Annotated in this window: 25 protein-coding genes; 8 read left to right on the top strand and 17 right to left on the bottom strand. The window is 45.5% G+C overall.

All coding sequences use genetic code 11. The features are described from left to right. The first annotated feature begins 52 nt into the window (after nt 1-52). From O3C58_09450 to nirD, 5 genes are all read left to right on the top strand, one after another. Nucleotides 53-709: a pentapeptide repeat-containing protein gene (locus O3C58_09450; protein MDA0692081.1), complete on the top strand. Its 657-nt coding sequence runs from the start codon at nt 53-55 to the stop codon at nt 707-709. 180 nt (nt 710-889) lie between these two features. Next, nucleotides 890-1,255, top strand: coding sequence for an ankyrin repeat domain-containing protein (locus O3C58_09445; GenBank protein MDA0692080.1), 366 nt, complete (start codon nt 890-892; stop codon nt 1,253-1,255). A 132-nt stretch (nt 1,256-1,387) separates the two neighbouring features. Continuing rightward, nucleotides 1,388-1,876, top strand: a complete 489-nt coding sequence (locus O3C58_09440; GenBank protein ID MDA0692079.1) for a hypothetical protein — start codon at nt 1,388-1,390, stop codon at nt 1,874-1,876. Nucleotides 1,877-1,994: 118 nt separating this feature from the next. Beyond that, nucleotides 1,995-2,975 (top strand): hypothetical protein, encoded by a 981-nt coding sequence (locus O3C58_09435; GenBank protein ID MDA0692078.1) that lies wholly within the window; start codon nt 1,995-1,997, stop codon nt 2,973-2,975. Nucleotides 2,976-3,081: 106 nt separating this feature from the next. Further along, nucleotides 3,082-3,495: a nitrite reductase small subunit NirD gene (gene nirD / locus O3C58_09430; GenBank protein MDA0692077.1), complete on the top strand. Its 414-nt coding sequence runs from the start codon at nt 3,082-3,084 to the stop codon at nt 3,493-3,495. A 261-nt stretch (nt 3,496-3,756) separates the two neighbouring features. Here nirD and O3C58_09425 read toward each other — a convergent pair whose 3' ends face one another. Beyond that, nucleotides 3,757-4,194, bottom strand: coding sequence for a hypothetical protein (locus O3C58_09425; GenBank protein MDA0692076.1), 438 nt, complete (start codon nt 4,192-4,194; stop codon nt 3,757-3,759). A gap of 108 nt (nt 4,195-4,302) precedes the next feature. Here O3C58_09425 and O3C58_09420 point away from each other — a divergent pair, with 108 nt between their 5' ends. Beyond that, nucleotides 4,303-5,055 carry a methyltransferase domain-containing protein gene (locus O3C58_09420; GenBank protein MDA0692075.1) on the top strand — a complete coding sequence of 251 codons (753 nt, stop codon included), beginning with the start codon at nt 4,303-4,305 and terminating at the stop codon, nt 5,053-5,055. A 162-nt stretch (nt 5,056-5,217) separates the two neighbouring features. On the opposite strand, the gene metK is transcribed toward O3C58_09420, so the two are convergent. From metK to O3C58_09360, 12 genes are all read right to left on the bottom strand, one after another. Beyond that, nucleotides 5,218-6,378, bottom strand: a complete 1,161-nt coding sequence (gene metK / locus O3C58_09415; protein ID MDA0692074.1) for a methionine adenosyltransferase — start codon at nt 6,376-6,378, stop codon at nt 5,218-5,220. Nucleotides 6,379-6,448: 70 nt separating this feature from the next. After that, nucleotides 6,449-8,242 carry a phosphoenolpyruvate--protein phosphotransferase gene (gene ptsP, locus O3C58_09410; protein ID MDA0692073.1) on the bottom strand — a complete coding sequence of 598 codons (1,794 nt, stop codon included), beginning with the start codon at nt 8,240-8,242 and terminating at the stop codon, nt 6,449-6,451. Nucleotides 8,243-8,305: 63 nt separating this feature from the next. After that, nucleotides 8,306-8,770: a PTS sugar transporter subunit IIA gene (locus O3C58_09405; GenBank protein MDA0692072.1), complete on the bottom strand. Its 465-nt coding sequence runs from the start codon at nt 8,768-8,770 to the stop codon at nt 8,306-8,308. Nucleotides 8,771-8,815: 45 nt separating this feature from the next. Then, nucleotides 8,816-9,145, bottom strand: a complete 330-nt coding sequence (gene raiA, locus O3C58_09400) for a ribosome-associated translation inhibitor RaiA (protein MDA0692071.1) — start codon at nt 9,143-9,145, stop codon at nt 8,816-8,818. Between the two features lie 97 nt (nt 9,146-9,242). Beyond that, nucleotides 9,243-10,679 carry an RNA polymerase factor sigma-54 gene (gene rpoN, locus O3C58_09395; protein MDA0692070.1) on the bottom strand — a complete coding sequence of 479 codons (1,437 nt, stop codon included), beginning with the start codon at nt 10,677-10,679 and terminating at the stop codon, nt 9,243-9,245. 15 nt (nt 10,680-10,694) lie between these two features. Next, nucleotides 10,695-11,417: an LPS export ABC transporter ATP-binding protein gene (gene lptB / locus O3C58_09390; protein ID MDA0692069.1), complete on the bottom strand. Its 723-nt coding sequence runs from the start codon at nt 11,415-11,417 to the stop codon at nt 10,695-10,697. A gap of 9 nt (nt 11,418-11,426) precedes the next feature. After that, complete coding sequence (locus O3C58_09385) at nt 11,427-12,020, bottom strand: hypothetical protein (protein ID MDA0692068.1); 594 nt, start codon at nt 12,018-12,020, stop codon at nt 11,427-11,429. Between the two features lie 16 nt (nt 12,021-12,036). Then, the gene (lptC, locus tag O3C58_09380) at nt 12,037-12,459 is read right to left on the bottom strand and encodes an LPS export ABC transporter periplasmic protein LptC (protein MDA0692067.1); all 423 of its coding nucleotides are present in this window, start codon (nt 12,457-12,459) and stop codon (nt 12,037-12,039) included. A 76-nt stretch (nt 12,460-12,535) separates the two neighbouring features. Continuing rightward, nucleotides 12,536-13,021, bottom strand: a complete 486-nt coding sequence (tsaE, locus tag O3C58_09375) for a tRNA (adenosine(37)-N6)-threonylcarbamoyltransferase complex ATPase subunit type 1 TsaE (protein ID MDA0692066.1) — start codon at nt 13,019-13,021, stop codon at nt 12,536-12,538. A gap of 17 nt (nt 13,022-13,038) precedes the next feature. Then, nucleotides 13,039-14,589, bottom strand: a complete 1,551-nt coding sequence (locus tag O3C58_09370; protein MDA0692065.1) for an NAD(P)H-hydrate dehydratase — start codon at nt 14,587-14,589, stop codon at nt 13,039-13,041. Nucleotides 14,590-14,638: 49 nt separating this feature from the next. Then, complete coding sequence (locus tag O3C58_09365) at nt 14,639-15,259, bottom strand: hypothetical protein (protein ID MDA0692064.1); 621 nt, start codon at nt 15,257-15,259, stop codon at nt 14,639-14,641. Between the two features lie 199 nt (nt 15,260-15,458). Beyond that, a complete protein-coding gene (locus tag O3C58_09360) occupies nt 15,459-16,049 on the bottom strand; it encodes a hypothetical protein (GenBank protein ID MDA0692063.1) in 591 nt (196 codons plus the stop codon). Nucleotides 16,050-16,191: 142 nt separating this feature from the next. Here O3C58_09360 and O3C58_09355 point away from each other — a divergent pair, with 142 nt between their 5' ends. Continuing rightward, the gene (locus O3C58_09355) at nt 16,192-17,541 is read left to right on the top strand and encodes a UTP--glucose-1-phosphate uridylyltransferase (GenBank protein MDA0692062.1); all 1,350 of its coding nucleotides are present in this window, start codon (nt 16,192-16,194) and stop codon (nt 17,539-17,541) included. Between the two features lie 235 nt (nt 17,542-17,776). On the opposite strand, the gene O3C58_09350 is transcribed toward O3C58_09355, so the two are convergent. Beyond that, a complete protein-coding gene (locus O3C58_09350; protein ID MDA0692061.1) occupies nt 17,777-18,520 on the bottom strand; it encodes a TVP38/TMEM64 family protein in 744 nt (247 codons plus the stop codon). 534 nt (nt 18,521-19,054) lie between these two features. Between O3C58_09350 and O3C58_09345 the strand changes: the two genes are divergently transcribed. After that, the gene (locus O3C58_09345; GenBank protein MDA0692060.1) at nt 19,055-19,465 is read left to right on the top strand and encodes a hypothetical protein; all 411 of its coding nucleotides are present in this window, start codon (nt 19,055-19,057) and stop codon (nt 19,463-19,465) included. 93 nt (nt 19,466-19,558) lie between these two features. Here the strand turns inward: O3C58_09345 and dnaJ are convergent, their stop codons facing one another. From dnaJ to O3C58_09330, 3 genes are all read right to left on the bottom strand, one after another. Next, the gene (gene dnaJ / locus O3C58_09340) at nt 19,559-20,647 is read right to left on the bottom strand and encodes a molecular chaperone DnaJ (protein MDA0692059.1); all 1,089 of its coding nucleotides are present in this window, start codon (nt 20,645-20,647) and stop codon (nt 19,559-19,561) included. Between the two features lie 158 nt (nt 20,648-20,805). Further along, nucleotides 20,806-21,426 (bottom strand): nucleotide exchange factor GrpE, encoded by a 621-nt coding sequence (locus O3C58_09335; protein MDA0692058.1) that lies wholly within the window; start codon nt 21,424-21,426, stop codon nt 20,806-20,808. Between the two features lie 177 nt (nt 21,427-21,603). After that, nucleotides 21,604-22,125: Hsp70 family protein (locus O3C58_09330; protein ID MDA0692057.1), on the bottom strand; the 522-nt coding region annotated here is incomplete at its 5' end.

The following is a 22,125-nucleotide window of genomic DNA, read 5'->3' as shown; positions in this document are numbered from 1 at the left end:
AGGCTGATTGAACAAAAATATCAACGGTGAGTTTTAGCGAAATTATAATGACATGGGTTTTTTAAGAAAGAGTACCGACTCAACCATCCTGCCCGCCATTTTTGGGGTCAATCTTAGCCGTGGCGATTTGAGTTATGCGGACTTGAGAGGCGCTGATCTGGCAGGCGCTATACTTATTGCGACTAATCTTTGCGGGGCAAAGCTAGAGAGAGCCCATCTTCAGAACGCAAAGCTCATTGGCGCCAAACTCATTGGTGCTAAACTCATTGGTGCGGACCTCAGTGGATGCGATCTCAGTGGGGCCGACCTGAATAAAGCGGACCTTCGTAGAGTCAATCTTTTTGAAGCCAACCTCAGCGGAGCCAACTTGAGCGAAGGCGACATGGGGGAAGCCGATCTTAAAGGTTGCGATTTTTCCGGAGCCAGATTGGTTCGGGCAAACCTTATAAAAGCGGATTTGAGTGGGGCCGATTTGACCCGAACGGATTTGCGAGGTGTTGATTTTGCGGAGTGTGATTTGACTGGCGTACTTTTTACCGATGCGGATATGAATGGTGCCAGTCTCATTCGTGCAGACCTTCGGTTGACAAAAGATCTTTCACTGGAACAAATACGTTCCGCTAAAATGGATCAAGCCACAAGACTTCCGGATAATTTTAAAGTAACCTGGAAAGGGAAAACTGACTACGAACTCACACAGAGACGGTAAATATATTTTTACCAGACAACTCTCCCGCTTGACCTTCAGAGATATTCTACCGAATTAAAAATCGCACCCGGTAGCAGAATGAGATAGTTTGATAATCCGTTAGATAGGGCCCGCCTTTAAGAGATCCATTGACATAAATAGTATAACCCCTTAAATTATAAATAGATGGAGGGCTTTATTTTGCAGAGAAATTACTACAGATTTGTGGGGTTTTTAATTTTCCTGGCTATTTTCGCGGTTCACTCCCCAGGGGTGGCCTCCCCGATTCACGATGCCGTTTTGGAGGGGGAAATAGAGCTTGTCGAAATTCTGATTGCCAATGGCGCTGATGTGGATGAAAGGGATGTTCATGGTTATACCCCCCTTCATCTTGCAATTCAGCAGGGAAATACTGGTGTGGCGAAGGTTCTGATTAATAACGGAGCGGATGTCAATGCCAAAACCATTGGCGATAATGGAAATGATTTGTCACCCCTGTATTTATCAATCATTCTTGGCCGTTCAGCCGTGGAATCGCTTTTATTGGACAACCGCGCCGAAAGATGAAGCAGTTTTATTGGAGGCTGTACAGCATGATAAACAATAAAAAGTATGTATTTTTGGCTTTGGTTGTTTTAATTGTCACCGCTATAGGAGCTCAGGCTGTTGTTCTCAATATGATCCCTCAATAATCAACAAATGAATATGACTAAAAAACTTGTTCAGACCCTGAGTCTTGTTTTAAGTGTTGTATTTCTTTATTCGTGCTCTGAAACTGAAACCATATCCTCCGAAATAAAGAGAGGGGTTCATGTGGTCCAGTACATGGCCGCAAAACGTCAAATACAAAGATCTTCCTTTCGATTTACCCACCCCGAGGGAAAGCCCTCCGATTATGTGAATTGGATGTTTTCAGCGTTGGGTGCTGCAGTATGGCCAGACACCGAAGACATGGCTGAAATGGACCCAATGATAGCAGAACAGGCAAAATCCATTGGCGCTCCCCTCATACCTAAAGGTGTCAGGATCTTACCGTTGTCTCCAAACCCAGAATTTGAAAAACAGATAGTTGTAAAATTTGATAATGACCGTCGCCTCCTCATCGTCGAAGGTTATCTGGACTCTAAAGGAATTCCGGTCATCACCAAGGAATTGAAGTTTCCGGATTGGAATTCCTCTAAAACCTGAACTTCGCTGTTCAGGTCTGGATAGCTCATTTCTTTTGTCACCAAATAGCTGTAAAATCTGACATTTAATCTTAGTAAAAATGAGTGTCTGATTTTTCAAATCGAAGGTTTTACCTCTGATGCATGATCTCCTTATTTTTGATACGACTTTGAGAGACGGTGGGCATTGCCGCGATTTCAGTTTGTCGCTAAAAGATAAACTGGAAATGGCCCGACAACTGTCCCGGCTCAAGGTGAATGTGATTGAGGCCGGTTTTCCTTCGACCTCTGAGGAAGATTTCCTGTGTGTCAAGGAGATCGCTGGCAATATTCGCGGTTTAAAGGTGGCGGCTCTTGCCAGGGGCGTGCAAAAGGATATAGAGTTAGCGGCAAAGGCTCTGGAAAAAGCCGATGCGGCCCGAATTCATATCTATGTAGCCACGGGTAATTCCGGGGAAGCCGGAGAAAACCCCAATGCCCGTCAGGAGGTGTTGGAAGAAATCCGTAACGCGGTCAGGCTTGGCAAAAAATTTGCTGATGATATTGAGTTTTCCCCATTGGATGCCTCACGGACTGATGAAACAGTTCTGACCGATTTGCTGGAGGCGGCGATTGATGCGGGAGCCACCACGGTCAATATTTCCGATACGGTTGGTTATTCGGTTCCCGAACAGTTTGGGAATTTGATCGCCTATTTAATGGCCAATGTGAAAAATAGTGACCGAGCGGTGTTAAGCGTTCATTGTCATAACGACCTCGGGCTTGCCGTTGCCAATTCACTTGCGGCGGTAAAAGCGGGTGCACGGCAGGTGGAATGCACGATCAACGGAATTGGCGAGAGAGCCGGTAATGCCGCTTTAGAAGAGATCGTCATGGCGCTAAATTCCCGCAAAGACTATTTTGGAGTCGAAACAAGCGTGGATACAAGAGAGATCAGCCGCACCAGTGAGCTTGTGAGCCGTTTGACCGGCTATATTCTTCCCCAAAATAAAGCTGTTGTCGGGAAAAATGCCTTTCGCCAGCAATTGAAAATTCCAGACAACGCTTTTCAAAAATCGGGAGAAACGATCCAATTCATGGCTACAGAGAAGATCGGGGTGGAAACTTCCGGGAAAAATTAATTATAATAAAACCAATTCGGGAACTTTATTCTAATAGGCTAATGAACAGGGGCTTCGGTTCTGTTTGATGATTGGCACGCCGCTGGTTGATTGGAGAAATGGAATTATGATCAGGTTTATCAAGGTGCTCAAAGTAGAAGATCTTCCGATAGGGAAGTCGGCCATCGTATTGGTGGACGATGTGGAGGTCGCTTTATTTAATTATAAAGAGGAAATTTACGCCGTTGCCAACAAATGCCCGCATAAAGGGGGACCGTTGGGGGAAGGACGAGTTCAGGAAGGGGTGATTGTTTGCCCCAGTCACGAGTGGCGGTTTGAGTTGAAAACCGGCAACAGCATGCAAAATCCGGAAATGAGAGTTGAAGTATTTCCTGTCAGGGTCAAGGATGAAAAAATTTATGTGGGGTTCAAGAAAAACGATAAGAAAATATACGGGAAAGAGGCGTCGGTTGTTCCATCGGCCTTGAATTTCAAGGTTCCGACGATTCAAAAACCTATCAATCGCGAGGAGGAGCTTTAGGCTAAAGGGCACCTCTAAAAATTAGTTTTTAAAAGGGAATTGAAGATTGTAAAGAGTTTCTTAAATCAGTGGCACGGGCTTTCCAGCCCGTGCGGACAGGCTGGAAAGGCGGAATTAAATTCCGCACTTCCGTATAGCCTTTAAGGGTAGGTCGCCTGTCCCACTATAACAAAGACACTTCTTTGAATTGACGATATAAGAACATTTAGTCAATTTTTAGAGGTGCCCTAAAGTAACTTTTAAAAGCAGTAGCCCCCTTCATCATCCGGTGGGATTTTCATCCACAATTTCTACCCATTTAGGGTCCCCATGAGTTTTATAGTTTTGGGTGCCGGCAAAGGTACCCTTTTGGTAGATATTGACTTTGAACTTTCCTCCACCAAATGTCTCTTGAATAAAAGGCACCGGGTCTTCCAGGTGAACCAGTTCGGGTGTTTCGTATTTGCCGATCAATTTAAACTCCATTCCCATTCCGGAGGGAAGCAAGACAAAAATTTTTAAATTGGTTTCAGCCAGAAACTCCATCATGTCTTTATCCATGTGGTCTCTTGTATAATCGATCCCATGTTTTTGTCGCGCCCTGCGTTTTAAATGATCTTCAAGCAGATTAAAGAACCACCAGTTTTTCCCTTTTCGTTGATCGTGTAAAAACGGATATTCCACAAACCCGTATTTATTGATAAAAGGTTTTTTTGCCATTAGAATTTTCTCCGTAAGTAACCATGATTATGTTCAACAGTATATTCAGTTGAACACGCAGACTCAAGGTCGTTTGAATGAATAGAGGGGGGAGGGAACAGTCATAAAATGTGGGGGAAATTTTATCAATTGAATTACTGGCGGCTCGGTTTTAAAACCAGTTTATACGATCTTTTAACACCCCAGGCCTATCGAGAGTCCGCCCGTCGCTGTATCCAGAGCATCCCCATCCAAAAAGGGCAGGTGCTATTGGATGTCGGATGTGGGTCTGGATTACTGATTGAATATTTACAGGACCAGCTGGAATTTGGTGTGCGGTATTTGGGGACCGATATTCAGTTTCCGGGCCTGAAACGAGCTATGGGAAAGACGCCACAAGGAAAAGAATTGCAGACATTATTTTTTAATAGTGATTTGACTCAGCCCCTTCCCATTAAAAAAGAATCTATTGATATCATTGTGGCACACTTTTCGCTGTACACCATTATCGATGTTGAAATCCGAAAAAGAATTTTATCAAATTTGAAAGAAATTCTCAGACCCAGAGGTTTGATGGTGATCGTCAACCCTTCCAGGCAATACGATGCAAAGCGTATTATCAGGGAAAGCGCTGAAGAGGTGAGGGCGCAAAGAGGGGTTTGGGCCGCATGGACTAAAAGGTGGCTTGTATATCCCTTCACCTACTATCTGGGATTGAAGTTCATCGAACGACAATTAAAGCAGGATAAGTGGCAGGCTTTCAGTCTGGAAGAATTATGTGAAGAGATAGAATCCGTGGGATTACCAGTGGTTCATACCGAATCCCTGTATGCAGGCGGTGCGCATCTGGTGACGGGACGGCGGCCTTCCGAGACTTCTTAATAAATTGCCAGCCCTGATTCCTCATAATCCTCAATCAGTTTAGTCCGGGAACATTCGATGGTGGAGCAATCCATTTTTTTCCTCACAAGGGAAACTGAGAAGGGCAGGGTGACTCCGGCCCTGAGGCCGGAATCGATTAATGAGTCCCAGGCCAGAGGGTGTTTACAGCCCCGCATCTTTTGCCAATGCCTTGGCTTTATCTGTTTGCTCCCAGGTAAACTCCTTTTCCGTGCGTCCAAAATGGCCATAGGCGGCGGTCTTTTTGTATCGAGGTTTCATCAAATCCAAAGATTTGACAATCCCTGCAGGTTTGAGAAGAAAGTGAGAGCGGATCAAATCCTCCAGAATTTCGGGATTGACTTTACAAGTTCCGAAAGTTTCCACGTAAATGGATACCGGGTCGGCCACTCCAATGGCGTAGGCGAGCTGGACTTCACACCGATCGGCGATTTTAGCGGCAACCAGATTCTTTGCAATGTAGCGGGCCATATAAGCCGCGGACCGATCCACTTTGGACGGGTCTTTTCCGGAAAAGGCGCCGCCGCCATGACGTGAAAACCCACCGTAGGTGTCGACGATTATTTTTCTTCCGGTCAAGCCGCAATCCCCATGAGGACCACCAACCACGAACCGGCCTGTCGGGTTGATGTGGATCTTCATCTTTTTGGCCCGATATTTTTCCGGTATGACTTTATTGATGACCTGCTCTGTGATCTCAGCACGCATTTGTTTATTTTTAGTCTCGGGGGTGTGCTGGGTCGAGATGACAACGGTTTCAATGGCGACAGGTTTGTGATTCTCGTAGCGGACGGAGACCTGAGACTTGCTGTCTGGCCGGAGATAGGGGAGAACTCCATTTTTTCTTAATTCAGCCAGTTTTCTAACCAGTTTATGCGCATACATGATGGGCATTGGCATCAATTCTTTGGTTTCATTGGTAGCATATCCGAACATCATTCCCTGGTCGCCCGCTCCCTGCTCGTGTTTGTCGTCGTTGACTCCCTGAGCAATATCTCTGGATTGTTGGTCAAACGACACCAGAACCCCGCAGGTTTCAAAGTCGAATCCCATATCCGAATGGCTGTAGCCAATGTCTTTGATGGTATTGCGGACAATTTGAGGAACCTCTATGTAGCAATCGGTGGTAATTTCTCCGGCAACGACGGCAAATCCCGTGGTGACCATAGTTTCGCAGGCAACCCTGGCTTTGGAATCCTTTTCAAGAATTGCATCTAAAATGGAATCGGAAATCTGGTCAGCGACTTTGTCCGGGTGGCCCTCGGAAACCGATTCGGATGTAAAAAGAAAATTGCCTAAGTTCATTTTTTGTCCTCTGAGTTAGATGGTCCTGGAATTATGATGGGGGTTTTGGTAAGGAAAGTCAGCATATGATTTAAATTGAGTTTGTATTTTTCACGGTAGGGATCAGTTTTTCCGCAAAAGATAGATCCCGGTCAAAATCAGAAGGAAATCTCGATTGCATTTCCTTCAATATGAAACGGTTGATTTCTTCCGTGGAAGAGAGGCTTAAAACATGATTCGCCATCTGCCTGGCTTCTTCCAGAGTTATTTTTCGGATTATTTTTTTTACCTTGGGAATGGAATGGGGTTCCATACTCAACTCCTGATGATTTCCCAAACCTAACAGGACAGCGGTGGCCAGCGGGTCTCCCCCCAGTTCTCCACAAACGGAGAACTCTTTCCCGGAATTTTTTCCGGCTTCAAAAATACCTTTCAAAGTTTTAAGAACGGATGGATGAAAGGGCTGATACAATTGCGCTACATTTTCATTGGTTCGATCCACAGCGAGCAGGTATTGAATCAGGTCATTGGTCCCGACGCTGATAAAATCAGCCTCTTTCAGCAGGTGCTCGACACAAATAGCTGCGGCTGGTGTTTCCACCATGGCTCCGACGGGGATATCCTCATTGAAAGGGATTTGTTTTTTTTGCAGGTCATGCTTTGCAATTTCCAGAAGCTCTTTTGCTTCAATGAATTCATCCACAGAGGATATCATGGGAAAAAGGATCTTAACATTTCCATAAAGACTCGCCCGCAGGATGGCTTTTAACTGGCGCATGAATATTTCCGGGTTGGAAAGCGACATGCGAATTCCCCGCAATCCCAATGCAGGGTTGTTTTCGGGGTCCCCGTTCATAACCACGAGTTGTTTGTCCATGCCGATATCCAGGGTCCGAATGACCACTGGTTGCGGGGCGATCTCCTGTGCCACCTTTTTGAAATTTTCGTAGAGGTCGTTCTCGGTGGGGAGCGTTTTCGCCATCAGGTAGAGAAACTCCGTCCTGTAAAGTCCGACCCCTTCAGCACCGTATTTTCTTAAGGATTTTACGTCTTCCGGCGACTCAATATTGGCCATGAGTTTGATGGGAACGTCATCCAGAGTTCGAGCCGGTTCGTGAATATTTTTCAGCAGCGTTTGCTCGTAATGCCGGTAATTCCCCTGCTTTTTCTGATAGTTCCTGAGTTGTTTTTCTGACGGATTGACGATGACGCTCCCGTCGATCCCATCGACTATTATTTGATCGCCTGAGTTGACCCGGCCAGTCAAATTCCTGATGCCTCCTACCAGAGGGATTCCCAAAGCGGAAGCGAAAATTGCTACGTGGGAAGTTTTTCCGCCCACTTCAGTGGCCATTCCCAATACCAGGTTTTTGGGCATGGCAATGGTATCGGATGGGCTTAAAGTGTGGGAAATCAGGATGACAGGTTCATCAATTTCCGAAAGTTTTTCCTGGCTGTGGCCGATCAGATTACGGATGATCCCATGGACGACAAGGTCGAGATCGTCCTTTTTGCCTTTCAGGTAATCGTCGTTGATGTTATTGAAGAGTTTGGTGAACTTGGAAAGGGTCTCGGTTAATGCCCACTCCGCATTTAACTTGTTAACTTTTATATTTTCGATGGTGTCATTGACAATGACCTCGTCTTCCAGCAACAGAGAGTAAGTATCCAGGATAACCGCATATTTGTCTGCAACTTTGCTGGCGCGTTGTTTGATCTCCTGCATTTGTTGTTTGGACAGTTCAATCGCCTGCCGGAATCGCTTGACTTCTGCTTCCACCTCATCTGAGTCCAACTTTTGTTTGAGGATGCAGAACTTGGAACTATCCAGAAGATACGCCTTGCCAATGGCAACACCCTTGGATAATGCAATTCCTTTGAGCACGTAAGATACCTTTAAAATTGGCTGGTTAAGTGAGATTTGATTTTTATGGAAGATACCAAAAGATCATATAAACTTTGAATCCTCATCCAAAAGAATGGAATAGATTTCATCTTTATTTTGGGCTTTCAAAATTCCTTCGCGCAGATTCTGGTTTTTAAGGAGTCGGGAAATTCGCGCCAATGCTTTCAAATGATGCCCCGTGGAGTTGGTAGGGGCAACAACCAGGCAGACAAAGTGAACCGGTCTTTTGTCCAGAGAATCAAAATCAATCCCCTCAACGGACCTGCCAAACAGGGTGAGTATCTGCTCAACTTCTTCAGATTTTGCATGTGGAATGGCAACGTTTTCACCAATTCCCGTACTGCCCAGTTTTTCTCGTTCTACAAGAGCTTCGTAAAGGGCATCCTTATTTTTAATAGTTCCATTTGTTTCGAGGAAATTGGTCAACTCTGTAAGAATGCTCTGTTTGTCTTTTCCCGATAAATCGGCAATGATGAAATCCTGCCCCAGAATCTCGCTGATCTTCATAGAAGTCTTTTATATTCTAACGGGTGAATGTTTAAGAAGGCCGGTTTATTCCAGTATTTTATTTTTTACGGCTGCGGCTTGCTTGATAGCCAAATCCTTGGCTCGATCTTTATGCTTTCTTAACTGTTTTTCAATTTTCGTTAAAGCATTATCCATGGCGACATAAAGGTCAGTGGTTTCATCTTCTCCATGAACGGTAAAGCCTTTTGTTTTTACTGTGATTTCAGCAAAGTGGCGACGTTTTTCAACGGAAAGAGCGACATGAACATCGGCTTTTTCACCTAACTCCTGGATGGTTTTTTGCATCTTGCTATCCAGGTGGTTATGAATAGCATCGGTTATTTCAATATTTCTACCAGTAACAGTCAACTTCATTAGTTATCTCCTGAGCAACGAAAATTCAAAACTTTTAGCCAGGGCCACTTATAAATTCAGGTGGTAGTGAGGATTTAAGCAGGGAAAAGCCGTAGAGTCAAAATATTTTTTTTCTTTTACTGGCCGGAGGAATATTTAGTTCTTTTCGATATTTAGTAATGGTCCTTCTAGCGATTTTAGCATTTTTCCGCATCAGAGCCTGTACCATCTCGTCATCTGTCAGCGGCTTTTTAGGATCTTCGCTGGCAACCACATCCTTGATCATATTTCTAACCCGGACCGAGGAAAGGTTGCTCCCCATATAGGATTTTATGCCGCTATGGAAAAAGAATTTAAGCTCAAATATTCCTTGAGGGGTATCGATATATTTATTGGTGGTTATCCGGCTCACAGTGGATTCGTGCATTTCGATATCCTTAGCGACATCTTTCAAGACCATTGGCTTTAAATAGGTCAACCCGCGGTCGAGGAATTCCATCTGTAGTTTTATGATGCTTTTGCCTACTTTATAAATTGTTTGCCGTCGCTGATCAATGCTTTTAATCAGCCATAATGCAGAGCGGTATTTGTTTTCAAGGTATTCTTTTGTCTGCCCTTCATTGGTCATGTTCAGCAGATTTTGATAAAATGGATTGATGCGGAGCCTGGGAACCCCTTCATCATTCAAAGCGATGTCGTATCCCTCTTCGGTTTTTACCACCGTCAAATCGGGGGTGACATAATCGATGCCTTCACTGTTGTAAAGCGATCCGGGTTTTGGGGAAAACTCACGAATTAGTTTTACGGTTTCTAAAATTTTCTCAACATTGATCTTGAGCTCGGATGCAATTTTATGGAAATTCCGTTCCTCCAGTCGTTCCAAATAAGAGTCGATCAGGGTTTCCATCAGCGGATTTCTTTCGGGCAGTGCCTGAGCCTGAATCATTAAACATTCTTTCAACCCCCGTGCGCCTACGCCTGTTGGTTCAAACCCCTGGATAAATTTTAAAACCCGGAGCACCTCATCTTCAGAAACTTGAGCAATTCCGGAAATTTCTTCCAGGTCGGCACAGAGATATCCATCGTTTTGAATATTACCGATGATGCATTGACCGATAAAATTGTCCTGCTCCGAGTTTGCCGTGAGGTCGAGTTGCCATTGCAGGTGATCGTGTAGAGAGGGGTCTTTTTTATAAGTGGCTTCAATCGGGGGCATTTCCGAATAGCTTTCGATGGAACTTCCCCGATCGATATTATTCTGAAAGAAACTTTCCCAGTCCACTTCTGGATCGGCGGGAGAATTGTCGCTTATCGGTCCATCAAAATCATCAGTGGATTCGCTTTGGGGTGATTTTTCTTCGGATTCAGATTCGGATTTGAAATCCTCTTCCTCTTCCTGAATTTCTTCCAAAACCGGATTATCGGTTATTTCCTGTCTTACAAGTTGAGCAAGTTCCATTCGGGCGAGTGGCAGTAACTTGATGGCCTGTTGAAGCATGGGAGTCATTACCAGCTTCTGGCTCAACTTCATATTCAGTCGTAATTCCATTGCCATACAATCAGCTCCGTCCTAAAAAGAAAATTGATTTCCCAGATAGATTCGTTTCACTTTTTCATCCTGTGCCACTTCGGAAGGCAATCCTGAACAGATAATTTCACCTTCATTAATCACATAGGCCCTGTCAGTAATGCTTAATGTTTCACGGACGTTGTGGTCCGTGATAAGGACCCCAATTCCCCTGTCCTTCAAGTGGGAAATAATCGATTGAATATCCGCCACCGCAATGGGATCAATCCCCGCAAAAGGTTCGTCCAGCAGGATGAAAGTAGGCGAGGTTGCCAAGGCCCGGCTGATTTCCACTCTCCTGCGCTCTCCTCCTGAAAGGGTGTAAGCCATCGAGTCTTTAATATGAAGAATATTGAGCTCCCGGAGCAAGGACCGAGCCTGCTTTTTTCTCTCAAAACTAGACAGATTCTGAGTTTCCAGGACCGCAATAATATTTTCTTCCACTGTCAGTTTTCGAAAAACAGAAGCTTCCTGAGGCAGGTAACTCATCCCTTTCATGGCTCTGAGGTGCATAGGGAAATTAGTCACGTCCTCATTATTCAGTAGAACCTGCCCACTCTCGGGCCGGGTGAGCCCCACGACCATGTAAAACGTTGTGGTCTTTCCCGCTCCGTTGGGACCAAGCAAGCCAACGGTTTCTCCCCGTTTGACATTGATCGTGACCTCTCTGACAACCTGGCGTTTACGAAACGACTTGACTAATTTTATTGCTCTTAAACCATCCACGTTTAACTTTTAATTTCCTGATGGGGAGTTGTTTTTAGCGTCTACCCAGACTTTTTTTTTACTACCCTGGGCCGCTGTATTATCGTCTTTGTCTGTTTTTTTTTCCGGGAACAGTTTCATGCGAACTCGGTCGTTGACGACGAACCTGTCCTTATCCAGTAAAAAAATCATTTCCTTCCCCTGAATGATATTTTTATCTTCCCAGGCGGTCGCGGTGGGATTTCCTGTCAGAATAATTTTCTGCAATTTGTCCAGGTAAACCGCGCGGTCTCCCTTCGCTTTTTTATTATCCCGGGTGATGATGACATTGCCGATCGCCACTATTTCATCGGTTTCCTTTTTTTCTTCGCCCGAGTTATAAATTTCAAGAATATCTGAATTGATGGTCAAATCCCCCCAAATCCCAATAACATTTCCGGAAAAAACGATTTTTACTCCGCCATCCTCGGAACGCATTCTTTCTGCCGTAATTTCAATGGGTTTGTCCTTGTTGGCGGCCTTATTGCTCTTGATGATCCCTTGCGAAAGAGCGAAATCCGGGGCCACGAAACACAGAATCAGGAAAATGACGGTTATAAAAAGGCTTTGTTTAAAATCTGCCATATTTGGAAAGAGAAAGTTATTTGTCAGGTTGTGTTTTTTCTTTGCCGACTCGTTCTTGTACCATTTGGGATGCACCAATCATTTTTACATTTCCGTCCAGAAGAATATCTTTACTTCCATTTTGGATACTTCCTGAATCGGCAACCACCCAAAACTCCTGTTTATCGCCCTGTATTATTTTTAATTCCACGTTGGTCAGCAGGGTTAAATCTTTTTCCTGGTTGATTTGGGCAAGGTCGGCCTTTAATTCCCATTTCTTTCCATCTTTAGGTTCATGGACGACCTCAAAATTCTCTATCTCGATATCAACTCCCGTATCCAAAGCTTTGAGGACAACATCCTCAACAGTAATCTGGCTTTTAAAAAAAATATGATAACAGGACAATCCCAGGATGCCAAGGGTCAGGATCAAGAGTATTTTACGAACCTTATCGACCATTAATCAATGTAAAATTAATTAATTAGAGAAATATGCAAATGGCATACCAAGGCTAAAATAATGACATATTGTTTCGTCATTGTAAAGAAAAAACCGGGAATGTTCGGGTGTCCAAATCTATCGGCTCAATGGAGAAAGATCGTTTATTTTCATTTATATAGGAAAGGCGAACTTCGACCCTGCCCTGGATTCCGAGGCCCAGGGTCTGGCCATCTTCAGGAGAAAGCAGTTTTTCAGCCCATTCCAGAATGGCGACTCCTTTATCAAAAAGGACTTCTTCCAGCCCCAGGGCTTCGATTTCCTCCTGAGTTTCCATTCTGTAAAGATCTATATGGTAGATAGGGAATTTCCCCTGATATTCGTTAATCAGGGTGAATGTGGGGCTGCGGATGTACTCTCCTCTGGGAAGACCCAATCCATAGCAAATTCCCTGTGTGAGGGTGGTTTTTCCAGCGCCCAGATCTCCAAATAACAGAACAATATCGCCGGGTTTCAGGCATTTGCCGAGTTTTTCTCCCAAACTCAGGGTTTCTTCGCGGGTATTCGTCGTCAGGATGGTCATATTAGTAAATTTTAGTTTCAGGAGAGGACTCGGCTCAGGCTTTCAGGGATGCCATTTAACAGGTCCCCGGCGATCAGACTGGCCTCAGCCGATTTTTCGGCAAATATATCGCCAGCAAGCCCATGAAGATAGGTTCCCGCTAACACCGCTTGCCGGACCTCCAACCCCTGGGCAATGAGACCCGCAATGATTCCCGTCAAAACATCGCCCGAGCCGGCGGTCGCCATTCCGGAGTTACCGGTGGGGTTGATGAAGACCGATCCATCCGCAAAGGCAAGAATGGTGCGTGCCCCTTTAAGAACCAGATGGACGGAATTTTCCTGCGCGAACCGGGACGCGGTTTCGATTCTGTTTGCCTGAATTTTCTGGGTACTCAGGCCTGAGATTCGCGACATCTCCTTGGGGTGGGGGGTTAGTATGACTTCAGAGTTTTTCAGTAACTCCAGACCCCCATCCAAAGCCAGGCAGTTCACCGCATCCGCGTCCAGAACCATAGGGATCTGGACGGCGGGAAGGACCTCACGCAACAACTGGACGGTTTCCGGGTCGGTAGAAATTCCCGGCCCGATGGCAAGGACCGATTTCCCCTGGAGGTGTTCTAAAATCAGGTTTTTTGCCTTTACAGCCAGTGTGCCATTGGGAGTCTCCGGCAGGGGAACGGTCATCACCTCCAAAGGGTGAAACTCCAGGGCTTTCTGACAGCTCTCCGGGATGCCCAGGGTCACCAGACCGCATCCGGCGCGGAGGGCTGCGAGGGCCGTGAGGCCTGCCGCTCCACCTTTTCCAAGCGAACCGGCAATGACCAGCACATGCCCAAAGTCGCCCTTGTGGGCGTCACGTGGGCGTTCTTTAAACCATGCGGCGATATCACTCTGCTCGACCATTTGAACCGGATGGGGTTGAGCGTCAATGGCCTTTTGCGGAAGACTGATATCGATGACTTCGATGTCTCCCATCACTCCGACGGCGGGAAATGTCACATGACTGCGTTTCAACATTGCCAGTGCCAGGGTCAGATTGGCCTTCACATGCGGGCCGATCAACTGGCCGGAATCCGAGTCCACCCCTGACGGGATATCCACGGAGACCACAAATTTATGCAGTTGGTTTATTCTCCCGAAAACTTCCTCAAAAAAGCCGCTTGCGGGCTTCGTCAGTCCGGTGCCAAAAATGGCGTCGATGATGAGGTCGGAATGACGAAGACGGTGATCGAAAGATTTGAAATTGCCAGCGTTTACCTCATGGATTTCCACGCCGATGTTATGCGCAATCTCGGCGTTGAGCTTTGCATCTCCTTTTAGTTCAGAGATTTTGCCAAGCAGGAGGATCGATACTTCCGTTCCCATATTCAGCAGATGTCGGGCCATCACAAAACCATCGCCGCCGTTGTTGCCCTTGCCGGCAAATACAATGACCCTTTTCGTGCTGAGATCAGGAAATCTGCATTTTAGAGAATCAACCGCCCCCCGTCCGGCGTTTTCCATAAGGATCATTCCGGGGATTCCGCACTCTTCAATAGAGTATTTATCAATGGCCTGCATTTCTGCGGCGGTGAGAATTTTTTGCAAAAATTATCTCCAAGTCAGGGTGGATTGACAGTAGTTGCGACTCTATGGGTCAAACATAGATAGAGTAAGGATAATCCTTGGATTCTTTGAGTTCCATTTCCTCAAGGGTGGGAATCAGCCCGTGAATGACCCCGAACTGGCAGGGACAATCGAATCCGTTGGCTAACTTCTCATCACGGGAGAGGGCGTCATACTTGTCCGGGTCCATAAGAAATACTAAATTGAAAAAATAATTCTTTACGAATAAATCAAACTGTATAGATTTCCCCTTGAGTTCAGGAAGAGTATTCAATCGATCTTCCTGGTTATCATGATTGTAGTTGAAGGTGTGGCGGGCCAGAATATCGTACAAAAAGCAAAAGTGGTAAGTGTTCATCTGATACCAGATGACTGGTTCCGTAAAACCAGTTCGAATAATTTCAAAAACCTTGCGAAGGATGATCAGATTGCCAATTTTGCAGGCATTGGGGAAAAATTTACTGACATCTTCTCTCCAATATTGACTCGGTTGTTTTTCGATGAACGAAAAAATTTCTTCCTCTTCGGTCAAAGCCGTTTCAATAAAATGCCTTGGGTCGAACCACGCATCATAATCCGGATCCGGTGACCTGAAAAACCCTGCAAACCCGAGCTCGTTTTGATTGTAAATATTGTTCTTGAAAATCAGCATGGTTATTTTGTGATCCGCTAACAATCAATATCAATGCATTTTAAGCCGGAACTCATGAATATTCAAAAATCTTTAAGAGTCCCTGTCGCTTTTAGTATAGTGGTCTTTGCGTGAGTCGAGAATCTTCATGAAGTTTATCCTGAGCCCATCTGATACGGCTCCGTTGGTTTCTCACAATGACGGGTTATGCAAAGCTCTATTAAATATAAGGGTTATCTATTTGCTGGAGGTTGATTTCCTCTTTTGAAGGAACCAGTCTGTTGATGGCTCCAAATAAACAGGAATCAATAAAACCCCGGTCTTCTTTTTCTTCCGAATCCATACCATTGAATCGGTCCGGGTCCATAAGAAAAGCCGTATTCATAAAATAGGTTTCAAGAAATTGATCGAAGTCGATCGGCTCGCCATTTAACTCGGGAAACAGTTCTATCCGTTGCTCTGGAGACTCGTAACTGTATTCTTCCAGGGTCGAAGTCAGGCTGTCATACAAATAGCATAGGTGGTAGGCATTCATTTGATACCATTTATCGGGATTCACCAGGCCTTCGAGAAGTTGCTTGGAAATCGCATTTATGATCCCAAGAGAACCAAACCGGGACGCGTGCGGAAAAAACAGTTTGAAACGATCATCCCCCTCCTCCTGATTGAGTTGGTCCAGGCCCAGGAAAAGATCGCGATCCGCCAGTAGAGAGTTAAAAACAAAATTATAGCAATCCAATAGATGATTATTAGTGTCGCTTGACTGGGGTCTTTCGACAGGGCTATAGATATTTCTTTTGAATACAAGCATAGACCCCCTAGACGGAAAACGTGATAGCTGTGGTTACAGGTTTAAAACGCCATAGCTGTGGTTACAGGTTTAAAACGCCGGCGTTTTTGTTTATATTAGCACATCAATTTAATGAAGATTATTTTATAGAAACGGGTTTGTAATGAATAAAGAACTGTCTCAACTTCCCCTTAGTGAAAATGTCAGGGAAAATTTTCTCCGGTTGATCGAAAAGTTTCGGGAAGGACCCTCCAGAATCAACGACTGGGACTCGGTGCAGTCCCCGGATGAAAAATATCTGCTCTCCTATACCTCATTAAAAATTCCAGACAGAAAGGTGGCTCAGGAAAGCCTTGCCAGGATTGCCGTATGCAAATTAAACGGTGGGTTGGGGACGAGTATGGGCTGTCAGATGCCAAAATCCACCATCGCCGTTCATGAAAACAAAACTTTTCTGGATCTCATTGTCGATCAGTTATGCGAGGTTGAAAAGGATTTCGGTGTCAAAGTTCCCTTGATTTTGATGAACAGTTTTTACACGCATGAAGAAACCAAAAAGGTCATCGAAAAATATAAGGGCCGTCTTGAGGTGAAAACTTTTCAACAAAATAAGTTTCCCCGATTGTTGGAAGATTCACTTGAGCCGCTGTCCGAAGAGGAGTTTGGCCAGGGCGCCTGGTACCCTCCCGGTCATGGCGATTTTTATTCCTGCATTTTCGAGTTGGGGTTTCTCGATCAATTGCTTAAAGAGGGGAGGGAGGTCCTGTTTGTTGCCAATGCAGATAATCTGGGAGCGGTGATCGACCCCGGCATCCTGGCCCACATCCTGGACAACGACATTCCTTTCCTGATCGAGATGACACCCAAAACCCCGGCGGATGTGAAGGGGGGAACGATTTATCAGGATGGAGGTCAGCTAAAACTTCTGGAAATAGCCAGCGTTCCCGAAGAGCACAAGGAAGAATTTTGCAGTCAACGCAAGTTCAAGGTATTCAATACCAACAATATCTGGATCCACCTGCGTCATTTGCGCAAAAAACTGGAAGCTGGTCCTCTGGATTTGAACGTGATCGTGAACCGCAAAACCGTCTCCGGGAAGAATGTCATTCAGCTTGAAACCGCGATCGGGTCCGCATTGGAATGCTTTCCGGGAGCCGAAGGGCTGATCGTGTCCCGCGATCGGTTCATGCCGGTCAAAACGACGAACGATCTGTTATTGGTTCAGTCGGATCTGTTTGTTTTAGAAAATGGAAAACTGACACGCAATCCGCAAAGAAAACAAAAAGAATTGCCCAAGGTTGAACTGGGAAGCGAATTTACGCAATTGGATGATTACCAGGCCCGGATTCCATCTGCTCCCTCAATGCTGGAGCTGGATTCTCTTGAGGTGAAGGGAGATGTCCGTTTTGGCAAAGGGGTGCAACTGCAAGGGAAAGTGCAACTGACGGCTCTCAAACAACCGCTGGTGATCGAAGACGGGGCCGTCCTGAAGGATCAGGTGGTGGAGCAGTAAGGAATATCCCTAACAGGTTGCTGAAAGAGGAAAAACTCTGTCAGCGAGTAAGTTTTGCAGGTTTTTGCTTGTTAGTAGCACAGCCTTTCCAGGCTGTGCCCACAGGCTGGAAAGCCTGTGCCACCATTTCTTAAGTTAAACCGCAAAGCTTGGGATTAACATTTTCTGGTCCCAATACCCCCTCGAGGCATGAAGGCAGTGGTGAAATACCGCAAAGGACTTTTTCAGCAACCTGCTAATCACCTTCCTGCAAGGCTTTCTGCGGGGCAGGGGATGCCTTGTCTCGAAAAGAGGATTTTCCTTTCATACGAAAATAAACGGTCACCAGCCCCAGCAAAAGTAGCATCATGGCGGCTCCACGGAACCGTGGCGATCCGATATCAAGCAGGGTACTGCCAAAAAAACCGAAGGCAAACGCCCTGGGGGTCAACCCTAAAATATGAGCGGCGATGTAATTGCCAAATTTCATACTCGACAACCCGGCCCCGTAATTGATGACCGTGACCGGCATCACCGGAATCAGGCTCAACAGCCATACCACAGAAAAACTGAATTTAGTGTTGTCAATGACTCCCGCTCCGAACTTCAATTTGCTTTTGACATAATCACGGCCCAATCGTCGTGCAATCCAGAACCCAACCGTTCCTCCCAGCGCCGCCCCTATCGAAGCATAAAGCGGACCCCAAATAGGGCCGAAGGCAAGACCTCCACCTATAAATAAGGCGATAGACGGAATCAGGAGCAGGGGCCGGACGATGAAAACCCCGGTATAGATAAGAGGGCCTGCGATTCCCAGCGAGAGGACAAAATCCCGAAAACTTTCCGGTGTCAGACGAACGCCTTTTATTACCGTAAGATAGCTGGTAAGCAGTCCGACCAGAATGATGATGATAAATGATATGAACCGTTTTTTCGGATTTCCACCCAGGAGAAAGGTCGAGAGTTTTTTCCACCGGGATTGGGACGAAGTTTTGCTCATAAGTTATTTCCTACTGGTCATAGGATGAGGTAGGGATAGCTTTTTAAGTTTAAAAACTGGTCGTTCTGGATGTCAACCTTCGATAAGGTGCATAATATATTTGATTTAAAAGGACTTGTTTTATTATAGAGCATCGGAGAGGAAAGAGTATTAAAATTTTTTCGGTCAGCCTTGCCGATGGTGTACAATTTTATTGCCCTTTAATCAATTAATTGCTTGTGGGAAAATTCTTATGTTTGGTAGGAAAAAATTATTGACATGAATGGATTCCCAAGTATACTTTACGCATCTTCGAGCCTGAATAAGGTTTGAGTGCACTACGAACTGTATGCGACATCAGCCGATGAGAATGGCTTGAAGATAATATTTGAGACCGTCAAAGTTAAAATAATCCCGTATTTGGGTTTTGTTCTTTAAAAAATTAAAAATCCAAGGTGTTAAATAATTGGGAGGAGGTGGCTCTATCCAAACACCTTACAGCATCCATTTTTTTGTAGAGACTGATTTTTAACTAGGGTAAGGGAGGATCATGTAATGAAAAAACTCGCACTCGTTTTACTGGTTTCTGTATCTGTTTTTTGTTTTGCAGTATCTGCTTATGCCGGAGCGATCAATCCTGGTCAATCTACTAGCTGTAAGAATGCCAACTCTATCTCCTTGGAAGCGGCAGGAACCTCAACCGCTGGTGACAGAGGGAATGCCAATGCGGTGCTTTGGAAATCTTCCAATTACACCACGGTTCCGATCACTCTGGGACCGACGGATGATCATGGGTTGGAAGGCGAAAGAGGCGTGGGCATGGCAGATAAACATAGCATGGGCAGAAAAGCTATAATTTTGGGTAAACAAAATAATTTCAGCCGCGGCGATTCTATTGGCGATATCAGTGGTGAAGTTAAAATCACCAACACCGGTACCGTTCCAATAAATGTAAACTGTGGTTGATTGATACAAGTTTATAAAATTAAAGCCGGCCTGAGCAATCAGGTCGGCTTTTTTTGTTTTTTTTGGGGCGACAGTAAATCTTTTTACCTGGAGTCAGGGCATTAACTTTTCAAAGAATCCTTTCAGCGTTTCCTTAACGGGTTTGCCGTCCAGTTCAGCTAGTTCCTTGTACAGTTCTTTTTGCTGTTTGTTCAAATGCTTCGGAGTTTCCACGATGAAGTGGACAATTTGATCGCCCCGACCATGGCCTCTGAGGTTAGGAACTCCTGCCCCGGAGACTCTTTTTGTTGCGCCTGATTGGATTCCTGGAGATACAGAAATTACTTTCGTCTTGCCCTCATCCAACATGGGAATTTCAATCTCTGCCCCCAGCGCCGCCTGGGAAAAAGATAAAGGCAGTCGACAGTGAATGTCGTATCCTTCCCGATGGAAAAAATCATGGGCTTCCATATGAATGAATACATAAAGGTCCCCTGGTGGCAATCCACCGGGGCCGGTTTCCCCTTCGCCGCGTAAACGGAGTCGGGAGCCGTCATCAACGCCTGCTGGAATATTTATGGAGACGGTCTTTTTCTCTAAAACCCGGCCTTCACCTCGGCATTCTCCACAAGGGTGGGTGATGACCTGACCGGCGCCATGACAGTCCGGACACGGGCTGCTCACGCTGAAAAACCCCTGGGAGCGGATCACCTGACCGGTTCCCCTGCAGGTTGAACATTGTTTGGGCGGGTAGCCTGTTTTGGCTCCAGAGCCTCTGCAGGTTTTGCAGGAGGCATGTTTGGAAACATCCATGTCCTTCTTGGTACCAAAAGCCGCTTCTGAAAAAGTGACGGCAAGGTCCAGCCGAAGATCAGCGCCGGTTGTGGCGCGTCGTCCGCCGCCGAAAAAATCGCCGAAAATATCCCCAAAGGCGGAAGAAATATCATCGAATCCCTGGGGACCTGAGAAGCCATTTCTTTTTAACCCTTCATGGCCAAACTGGTCATACGTTTGTCTTTTCTCCGGGTCCTTCAAGACCTCATACGCTTCTGCGGCTTCCTTGAATTTTTCTTCAGCAGCCGGATCGCCCTGGTTTTTATCAGGATGATATTTGAGCGCCAATTGGCGATAGGATTTTTTGAGTTCCGATTCGGACGCGTTTCGATTTACACCCAGTATTTCGTAGTAGTCGCGCTTTGTCATGGAGTCCTTTAATTGGTTTTGTGAGGAACGGACCCGGCTAGGAAATTATCGGAAATTCTCCGCCGGGGCAGCCTCTTTTAAAAAATAAGAGTACCGTGGGATTGAAAAAAAGGCATGGAATCGCCCTTTTTAAGGAACAAAGAGGAGTATGATACGCTTTAACTTTTTAACTTTGCAACTTTTACTTTAGCGGCTTTAATCAACTTCTCCTTGAACATGTATCCTTGTTCTAATTCTTCCAAAATCACATTGTCCTGTTCGGGATCATCGGTTTCCGTGACCAGAAAGGCTTCGTGGATTTTAGGGTCGAACTTCATTCCTTGGGTCTTAAATGCATGGACATCATTATCCTTGAGTTCCCGGACAAATTGATTGATGACCAGATTAATCCCCTGCTTTAGACTTTCGAAATCACTGGTGTTTTTTGCAGAATCCTCTGCCCGCTTTAAATTATCGAGGATTGGCAACAGCCTGGCGAATAAATTTGCTTTGAACTGATCGAGCCGGACTTCGTTGTCACGCTGAAGCCGGGCCCGCAATTCATCCGTTTGCGAAGTTTTTTCCTTGTAGGCGGCAATATATTCTTTCAGCCGCTGGTCTTTTTCCTCAGCCTCTTTTTTTAATTTTTCGACAAAAGAAGGGTAGCGTTCTTCAATATTCTCTCCATCACTTGATTCTGTGTCATCCTCCTCGGCAACCCAATGGCGGCGGTCGACAACTTGTATCTTGGGCTTTTCTTTTGGCTCTTGGTCATCGCTAGAATTATTGTTTTCCATCATAAGGGACTCTTGATTTTCTTTCTTTTGCAGACAACCTGACAAAAATAAAATTTATCGGGAGAAGCGGTATATTTAAGGCAGTTAAATAAAGCAAGGGAGGGGCTTCAACAATCCATAACCCTGATAACAGCAGGATCGTTAGAAATCCCCTCCCTGGTACCTGTTCCGGTGATGATGCTATTTTTTGCCGATATCCTCAAACTCGGCATCGACGACATCTTCATCCGACTTATCTTTACTTTCTGCATCGGGACCCGGAGCTTCACCACCCGCATCACCGCCCTCCGGGGCCTGAGCTTGGGAGTAAATGGTCTGGGCGAGGCTATGCGCGACCTGGTTGAGTTTTTCTATCTGTTCCTTCATCGGCTCAACCTCGTCTTCCAGATGTTTTTTGGCCTCTTCAATCACTTCTTCGGTAGATTTAATATCTTCTTCTTTCAACTTCTCCTTGTTCTCACGGATTGTTTTTTCCGTGGAATAGATAATGGAGTCGAGCTGGTTTTTAACGTCGATCTTTTCACGGCGTTGTTTATCGGCATCGGCATTGGCTTCGGCATCCTTGACCATTTTCTCGATATCAGCATCCGACAGACCCGTGGAATCGGTGATGGTGATTTTTTGTTCCTTGTTGGTTCCCTTGTCTTTGGCAGTCACGTTGATAATGCCATTGGCATCAATATCAAAGGTCACTTCAACCTG

It is taken from the genome of Nitrospinota bacterium (genome assembly GCA_027619975.1).
Classification (GTDB): domain Bacteria; phylum Nitrospinota; class Nitrospinia; order Nitrospinales; family VA-1; genus JADFGI01.
This window is presented reverse-complemented; position numbering and strand designations above follow the sequence as displayed.

Bases quoted from the DNA above. Each gene is read 5' to 3' on its own strand.
- metK (MDA0692074.1), bottom strand. From the start codon at position 6,378: ATGAACTTAGGCAATTTTCTTTTTACATCCGAATCGGTTTCCGAGGGC.
- O3C58_09355 (MDA0692062.1), top strand. From the start codon at position 16,192: ATGAATAAAGAACTGTCTCAACTTCCCCTTAGTGAAAATGTCAGGGAA.
- nirD (MDA0692077.1), top strand. From the start codon at position 3,082: ATGATCAGGTTTATCAAGGTGCTCAAAGTAGAAGATCTTCCGATAGGG.
- O3C58_09435 (MDA0692078.1), top strand. From the start codon at position 1,995: ATGCATGATCTCCTTATTTTTGATACGACTTTGAGAGACGGTGGGCAT.
- O3C58_09425 (MDA0692076.1), bottom strand. From the start codon at position 4,194: ATGGCAAAAAAACCTTTTATCAATAAATACGGGTTTGTGGAATATCCG.
- rpoN (MDA0692070.1), bottom strand. From the start codon at position 10,679: ATGGCAATGGAATTACGACTGAATATGAAGTTGAGCCAGAAGCTGGTA.
- O3C58_09440 (MDA0692079.1), top strand. From the start codon at position 1,388: ATGAATATGACTAAAAAACTTGTTCAGACCCTGAGTCTTGTTTTAAGT.
- tsaE (MDA0692066.1), bottom strand. From the start codon at position 13,021: ATGACCATCCTGACGACGAATACCCGCGAAGAAACCCTGAGTTTGGGA.
- O3C58_09385 (MDA0692068.1), bottom strand. From the start codon at position 12,020: ATGGCAGATTTTAAACAAAGCCTTTTTATAACCGTCATTTTCCTGATT.
- O3C58_09450 (MDA0692081.1), top strand. From the start codon at position 53: ATGGGTTTTTTAAGAAAGAGTACCGACTCAACCATCCTGCCCGCCATT.
- O3C58_09335 (MDA0692058.1), bottom strand. From the start codon at position 21,426: ATGATGGAAAACAATAATTCTAGCGATGACCAAGAGCCAAAAGAAAAG.
- O3C58_09360 (MDA0692063.1), bottom strand. From the start codon at position 16,049: ATGCTTGTATTCAAAAGAAATATCTATAGCCCTGTCGAAAGACCCCAG.
- O3C58_09350 (MDA0692061.1), bottom strand. From the start codon at position 18,520: ATGAGCAAAACTTCGTCCCAATCCCGGTGGAAAAAACTCTCGACCTTT.
- O3C58_09420 (MDA0692075.1), top strand. From the start codon at position 4,303: ATGTGGGGGAAATTTTATCAATTGAATTACTGGCGGCTCGGTTTTAAA.
- lptC (MDA0692067.1), bottom strand. From the start codon at position 12,459: ATGGTCGATAAGGTTCGTAAAATACTCTTGATCCTGACCCTTGGCATC.
- raiA (MDA0692071.1), bottom strand. From the start codon at position 9,145: ATGAAGTTGACTGTTACTGGTAGAAATATTGAAATAACCGATGCTATT.
- O3C58_09345 (MDA0692060.1), top strand. From the start codon at position 19,055: ATGAAAAAACTCGCACTCGTTTTACTGGTTTCTGTATCTGTTTTTTGT.
- O3C58_09365 (MDA0692064.1), bottom strand. From the start codon at position 15,259: ATGCTGATTTTCAAGAACAATATTTACAATCAAAACGAGCTCGGGTTT.
- dnaJ (MDA0692059.1), bottom strand. From the start codon at position 20,647: ATGACAAAGCGCGACTACTACGAAATACTGGGTGTAAATCGAAACGCG.
- O3C58_09405 (MDA0692072.1), bottom strand. From the start codon at position 8,770: ATGAAGATCAGCGAGATTCTGGGGCAGGATTTCATCATTGCCGATTTA.